Annotated in this window: 6 protein-coding genes; 2 read left to right on the forward strand and 4 right to left on the reverse strand. The window is 74.4% G+C overall.

What is annotated here, in order from left to right:
* Positions 1 to 110 precede the first annotated feature (110 nt).
* The 4 genes from E1289_RS36410 to E1289_RS36425 form a co-directional block, all read right to left on the reverse strand.
* Positions 111 to 713, reverse strand: a complete 603-nt coding sequence (locus E1289_RS36410; protein WP_131988543.1) for a TetR family transcriptional regulator — start codon at positions 711 to 713, stop codon at positions 111 to 113.
* Between the two features lie 32 nt (positions 714 to 745).
* Entirely contained in the window at positions 746 to 1,966 is a 1,221-nt protein-coding gene (locus E1289_RS36415) for a helix-turn-helix domain-containing protein (protein WP_243713436.1), read from the reverse strand.
* Between the two features lie 145 nt (positions 1,967 to 2,111).
* Complete coding sequence (locus tag E1289_RS36420) at positions 2,112 to 2,738, reverse strand: LysE family translocator (RefSeq protein WP_131988547.1); 627 nt, start codon at positions 2,736 to 2,738, stop codon at positions 2,112 to 2,114.
* A gap of 66 nt (positions 2,739 to 2,804) precedes the next feature.
* Entirely contained in the window at positions 2,805 to 3,416 is a 612-nt protein-coding gene (locus E1289_RS36425; RefSeq protein WP_131988549.1) for a TetR/AcrR family transcriptional regulator, read from the reverse strand.
* Between the two features lie 217 nt (positions 3,417 to 3,633).
* On the opposite strand from E1289_RS36425, the gene E1289_RS36430 reads away from it, so the two are divergent.
* On the forward strand, positions 3,634 to 4,881 hold the full coding sequence (locus E1289_RS36430; protein ID WP_165970769.1) for a protein kinase: 1,248 nt from the start codon (positions 3,634 to 3,636) through the stop codon (positions 4,879 to 4,881).
* Positions 4,878 to 5,085: hypothetical protein (locus E1289_RS36435; RefSeq protein WP_131988553.1), on the forward strand; the 208-nt coding region annotated here is incomplete at its 3' end. The genes E1289_RS36430 and E1289_RS36435, both read left to right, overlap by 4 nt.

The raw sequence follows: 5,085 nt of genomic DNA on the forward strand, positions 1-5,085 counted from the left end.
GGGTGGGACGGTGCCGCGGGGGTCTCCGGCGCGTGGTCAGACGGCATGGCGTTGCGGTTCCTCGGTGCTTCGGTGGGGGGCGGGGCGGTCATCGGAAAGCCCGGCGGCCATCAGGCGGCCCGGGCGGGCAGCCCGATCGCGGTGGCGACGAGCCGCCGCACATGGGCGCGGAACCGGGCCAGCTCGCGCGGGTCGTCCAGGCCGCGGCGCGTCCCGTCGGCGTCGAGGACGCCGCCGGACCCGAAGCCGTGGGTGCACCAGACGACCGTCCAGATGACGTACTCGATGTCGACGTCGTCGGACACGACCTTGCGGGCGACGGCGGCGACCATCTCCAGCAGCGGCCTGATGTAGGTCGCCTCCAGGTGCGCGACGTCGGCGGCGTCCGACAGCCATCGGTGCATCCACAGCGCGGGGACCTCGGGGTTCTCCGCGCAGAAGTCGACGTAGCGGTCGAGGAGCATGAGCAGCCCGTCGGCGTCCTCGACCTGGGCGATCGCGTCGGACAGGATCGCGCGCTCGGCCATATGGGCACGTTCCATTACGGCGAGGTACAGGTCGCGCTTGCCGCCGACGTGGTAGGCGACGGTGGCCACGTTGAGCCCCGCCGCCTCGGCGATCATGCGGGTGGAGGTTCCGTCGTAGCCGAGCGCCGCGAACAACCGGGTGGCCGCGTCGAGGATGCGCTCCCGGGCACTGTCGCTGCTGGTCATAGCCCCAAGCTAGGCGCTCGCCCGGCCACCGGTCAATCGCTTGATTGAGAACCCGCCGGCGGGGTGAGCTGCACGGTCAGCACCATCTCCAGCTCCAGCCGCGCGTCCGGGGCGTAGAGCCCGGCGCCGAACAGCTCCTCCAGCTGGTGCAGCCGGTACCGGACGGTCTGCGGGTGGACGTGCAGGCGTCCGGCGACCTCCGTCGCGTTGAACCCGTTCTGCAGGCAGGCCAGCAGCGTGCGCATCAGCCGCTCGCGGTGCCGCGGCCGGACGCCGTTCAGCGGCGCGAGGCGCAGCTCGGCGACCGTCCGGACGAGCTCCTCGTCCTTGAACAGGACGAGCGCGGGCATGTGGTCGGCGCAGCGGATCAGCCGGTCGGCCGGCAGGATGCCGCGGCGGGCGAGCGGCAGCGCCTCGCGGGCCCAGCGCAGCGACCGGGCGGCCTCCTCGACGCGGACGGTCGGGCCGAGCGCGGCGACCCAGTCGTGCAGCACCGGCTCCAGGACGCGGCCCCGGCCGGGCCCGTCCGGGTCGGGGACGACCAGGCACGGCTCCCGGCGGTTCACGTCGGCGAGCACGTCGGGCGGCAGCCGCGGCCGGGAGAACGGCTGCTGCCGTCGCTCGTACAGCACGACCGCCGCGACCGTGCGGGGCACCCGCCACTGGGCGAGCCGCGCGAGGTCCGCGATGGCCTGCGGGGCGGCGGGCGGCTCGGCGAGCAGCAGGTCCAGGAGCCTGCGGCGGCGGTGCTCCAGCTCGCCCGCCTCCTGCTCGCGGGCCTTGGTGTAGCCCTCGGTGGCGGCGCGGGCGATCTCGTCCAGGAACGCGAAGATCGCCTCGGCGATGCTGGCGAGCGTGCCGCGCGAGATGTTGTTCCGCTCCGACTCGGCGGCGAGGCGGCGCCAGGCGACGCGGGCGCCGAGCCGCAGCGACGTCTGCAGGATGTCCAGGCTGCGCCCTTCGTGGGCCTCCGCCCAGCCGATCTCCCGGTAGACGGCGGTGACCGGCTCCCACGAGCTCTCCGGGTCCATGATGAGGTCGACGAACTGGCGCAGGGCGCCCTCGACGGCCAGCCGGACGAGCCGCGCGTACTCCTCGTCCTGCGGACGGGAGTACTCGGGGATGCCGGCGAGGATCTCCTCGATCATCTCTTCGGCGAGGGCGTCCAGGTGGGGCCGGAAGACGCCGGACAGCTCGCTGGGAACACCGGCCCAGGGCTTCAGCGGCGAGCGCTCCCCCAACGTCGTTGGCACCGTCCGCACCTCCCGGCCGCTCCGCTTACGGGGCCCTAGGAAGCTATCGATGACGGGCCGCGGTGGGCTGTGTCCCCGCCCAAGCAATGCGCCCGGAGGCTTGTCATCCGGATGACAAAGCCGGCACGGGGCCGGTCGGCAAGGGTCAGGGGCGGCGGGCGGGCGCGGCGAACGCGGTGGCCGCCCCGAGGCCGAGGTACACCAGGCTCGTCGCGTACCGCTGGCGGCGCCGGAAGACGGGACGGGCGCGCAGCCACGTCCCCATCGAACCGGCGGCGAGCGCGTACGCGATGTCGCTGCACAGGCCGAGCAGCGCGGTCAGCAGGCCCATCGCCGCGATCTGCAGCGGGACGGCGCCCGCGCCCTGGTCGACGAACTGCGGCAGGAACGCCAGGAAGAACAGCACGACCTTGGGGTTCAGGACGTTCACCAGGACGCCGTCCAGGTAGACCCGCCGCAGCGGCTGCGGCCTGAGGGCCGGCTCGTCCCCGCCGTCGCCGCCGCGCAGCGTCCGGTAGGCGAGGTAGACGAGATAGGCGGCGCCCGCGTAGCGCAGGAACCCGAAGGCGGTCGCGGACGCGGCGACGAGCGCCGACAGGCCCGCCGCCGCGGCGGCGATGTGCACGAGCGTGCCCGTCTCGACCCCGAACGCGGACGCGATCCCGGCCCGGCGCCCCTCGCCGATGCTGCGCGCCGTGATGTACAGGTGGTTCGGGCCGGGGATGGCGACCAGCACGAGCGCGGCCGGCAGGAAGAGCAGCAGATTCGTCACACGAGCACGTTAGGACCCCGCGTGGTCCAGGTGACAGCTCCAATCAGGGTCGCGCGACGTGGACCATTACGGGGCGGTGGGCGCGGCGAGCGCTCCGGCCAGCACCAGCCGGCCCGCGGTGCGGACCATCGCGGCGACCTCGTCGGCCGGCTGCCGCAGCGACGCCAGGCTGACCAGCGCGGCGAGCAGGACGTGCCCGAGGACGATCTCGACGTCGTCCCGCTCGGGCACCGGGTCGCCGATCGCCGTGGAGAGCCGGTCCCGCAGGAACAGGAACAGCACCGTCCGCGGATCGTCCACGCTGGAGTCGTCGGAGGTCACCGCCTGGATGATGGCCGAGGTCAGTGTCGGCTCGGCGGCCGCCACGTACACGATGCGCTCCAGCAGCGCGGTGAGCCGCTCCAGCGGGGTCTCGCCGACCTCGACCGTGCCGATGTCGTCGATGGCGCGGTGCGCCCAGGCCGCCGCGACCTCGGTGAGCAGGTGGTCCTTGGTGGCGAAGTACCGGTAGACGGTGGCGCGGGCGACACCGGCGCGGTCCGCGACATCGTGCATGGTGACGGCCGCGTAGCCGCCCTCCAGCGCCAGTTCCCGCGCCGAGTCGATCAGCCGTTCCCGCCGCGCCTGCTGGTCCTTGCTCAGCGTGCGCGTGACGGTGAACCGCATGTCGCCGCTCAAAGCGTCCCGCCTCTCCCGATGCCCCCGCCTGGCCGTGGCCTCTCCCATTCTTCCGCACCGGGCGCCCTAACACCTACCTCGCAGGTCCTCCCCCTGCGCTCTCCCGCCGCACGGCTCAGGAGAGCGCCGGCGGTCGAACCCGCCCGCCGGACGCCGCGTACCACCTGGCAGGCCGGGGACCGCACCCGGCCAGGGAATGCGACAGGGATTGGTTCGCGTGGAATCGGGCTTGCGGCTGACGGAGCGGTACCGGCTTGTGGAGCTCCTTGAGGACGACGGGACGATGGAGGTCTGGCACGCCTGGGACGAGCTGCTCGGCCGTCCCGTCGCGGTGAAGCTCCTGGCGCCCGCGCGCACCGACCTGCACCGCACGTTCCAGAAGGGCGTCAACCGCGCCGCGGGCCTCTCCCACGCCGCCCTGGAGACCGTCTACGACAGCGACCAGACCCGCGACGTGTCCGGACGCCTCGTCTCCTACGTCGTCACCGAGTTCCTGAGCGGCGAGACCCTCACAGAGCGCCTCCGCCTCGGGCCGCTCACCGCGGCCGAGACCGCCGGGATCTGCGCCCAGGTCGCCGGGGCGCTGCGCACCGCGCACCGCGCGGGGGTGCCGCACGGCGATCTGACCACCGAGGAGATCGTCCTCCACTGCGGCGACGTCAAGGTCGTCGACACCGGCATCGGCGGGATCGTCCGCGGCGCCCGCGGCCCGTCCGGCCCTGAGGGGACGCTCGTCACCACCGATTCCGCGGTGGCGGAGGCGATGGCGTCCGACGTCCGCGCGCTCGGCGGCGTCATCGCGGCCTGCCTCCCGGCCGAGGCTCCCGCGGACCTGGCCGCGCTCGCCGCGCGCTGCGCCGCCGCGACCGCCGAGCACGGCCCCTCGATGAGCGACGTCGCCGCCCTCCTCACCCGCGACGACGAGCCGCCGAACGCCGTCTTCGGCACGGTGCGCGGCCCGGCGCCGTCCCACGACCACCGCACCCGTACGCTGCGCCCGGCCGCGCGCCCGCGCCCGTACGGCAGACACGCCCGGCTGGCTGCCTTCGCCTTGGTCATCGCCATCCCCACGGTGGCCGCCGCCGCAATGATCGGCTCCGCGCCGCGCGCCCCGGTCACCGTCCCGGCGCCGTCCCAGCCGCGTGCGGACGGGCCGCCCGCACCGGCACCGCCGGCCGCTCGCGGCGGCCGCGCGGCGGAGGCGGGCGTGACCGACGCGCTCGGGCGGCTGCGCCCGATCGTCAGCCGCGGCTACAGCTCGGGCGAGATCCGCTCCGACGTCGCGATCGACCTCAACAACGTCATCACGAACTTGGAAAACGACCTGACCTCCGACCAGGCCGTCGACGTGGCGCAGCGGATCGGCCTGCTGCGGGAGAAGATCGTCACCAGGGAGCGGGAACGCGGCCTGTCCCCCGGCCTCGCCGCCGAGCTCGACCGCGTCCTTGCGACGGTCCGGACATGACGGACGACCAGGAGACCGGTGGGTGGCGCAGCGAGGAACTGCGCCCGGCGCGCGGTTTCCGGCTGCCCTGGCTCGCGCTCGCGGGCGTCCTCGCCACGATCGTCGCGGCGGCCACGCTCGTCGCCGGGATCAGCGGCTCGCTGCGCGACGACAGCCCGCCGGACCGCCTGCGCCCCCTCCGGGCGGCCGCACCGACCCCCACCG

Origin of the sequence: Actinomadura sp. 6K520 (assembly GCF_004349245.1) — a bacterium.
Taxonomy (GTDB): Bacteria; Actinomycetota; Actinomycetes; order Streptosporangiales; family Streptosporangiaceae; genus Spirillospora.